1 protein-coding gene is annotated in these 1357 nt (G+C 41.9%); it reads left to right on the top strand.

The features are described from left to right. Nucleotides 1-73: 73 nt before the first annotated feature. The gene (locus ACH8E3_RS16620; RefSeq protein WP_458633761.1) at nucleotides 74-1294 is read left to right on the top strand and encodes an IS256 family transposase; all 1221 of its coding nucleotides are present in this window, start codon (nucleotides 74-76) and stop codon (nucleotides 1292-1294) included. The last annotated feature ends 63 nt before the right edge of the window (nucleotides 1295-1357 follow it).

Below are 1357 nucleotides of genomic sequence, written 5' to 3'. Positions count from 1 at the left end.
GAGTGTGTAAAATAGATTGTGTAAACTCCCAAATCTATTAAAATAGATATATAGGGAAGGTTGGGGAGCAAACATGGGATTATGGACAAAAGAACAGCTCAGACAATTTATTAAAGAAAACAAATTGGTATCGGCAATGGATGCCCAGAATGCACTGAAAGAGCTCTTTGCTGAAACAATACAGGAAATGCTAGTAGCTGAAATGGACACGCATTTAGGATATAGCAAGCATGAAACAAAGGAAAAGCCTAACGCGAACAGTCGCAATGGAAAAAGTAAAAAGACAGTTCGGAGTGAATATGGTGAGCAGGAAATTGAAATCCCTCGGGATCGGCAAGGTGAGTTCGAGCCGCTGGTGGTAAAGAAACACCAATCCAACGTGACGGGTATTGAAGATCAGATTATCGCCCTCTACGCCAAAGGTGTATCTACACGAGATATCCAGGATCATTTGGAACAGTTGTATGGCATTGAAGTCTCGCCAACCCTGATCTCAAACGTGACGAATAAAATTATGCCTTTAATACATGAATGGCAGAACCGTCCTTTGCAAGACATGTATGCTGTTGTGTTTCTAGATGCCATTCACTTCAAAGTAAGACAGGATGGGCATATTATCAAGAAGGCGGCCTACATGGTTATAGGCATAGATATGGACGGTGGTAAGGACGTACTCGGTATGTGGATTGGAGAAAACGAATCCGCAAAATTCTGGTTAGGCGTACTCAACGATCTAAAGATCCGTGGCGTGGAGGATATCCTAATTATTTGTGTGGACAACTTAAACGGATTCACGCAGGCTATTGAAGCCTGTTATCCAAAAACAGAAGTCCAAAAATGTATCGTTCATCAGATCCGAAATTCTATTCGATTTGTATCCTACAAAGACCTTAAGAAGGTAACGGCCGATTTAAAGCCAATCTATAAGGCAGTGAATGAAGCTGCAGCCTTGGTAGAACTGGACTTGTTTGAGAAGACGTGGGGGGATAAATATCCTCATATCGTTAAATCCTGGCGTGATAACTGGCATGAACTTTCTACCTTTTTCAAGTATTCACCAGCCATTCGGAAGCTAATTTATACGACGAATATGATCGAAAGTTACAACCGCCAGCTACGGAAAGTAACGAAAGGCAAGAGTATTTTCCCTACGGACGAATCCTTGCTCAAAATGCTCTATCTCGCCACAATGGATGTCATGCGTAAATGGACGGGACGAGTCCAAAATTGGAGTCAAATGCTACTTGAGTTCTCCATTTTATTTCCAGAACGTGTTGGGCAGTATGTGAAGTGATTTTTTCCTCCCCTCGGGGAGATGACTTATTAAAAGAGTTTACACAAAAGATTTGACAGACCC

It is taken from the genome of Paenibacillus sp. CMAA1364 (assembly GCF_054373195.1).
Note: the sequence above shows the minus strand (reverse complement) of the source record. Positions and strands in the feature narration are given on the sequence as shown.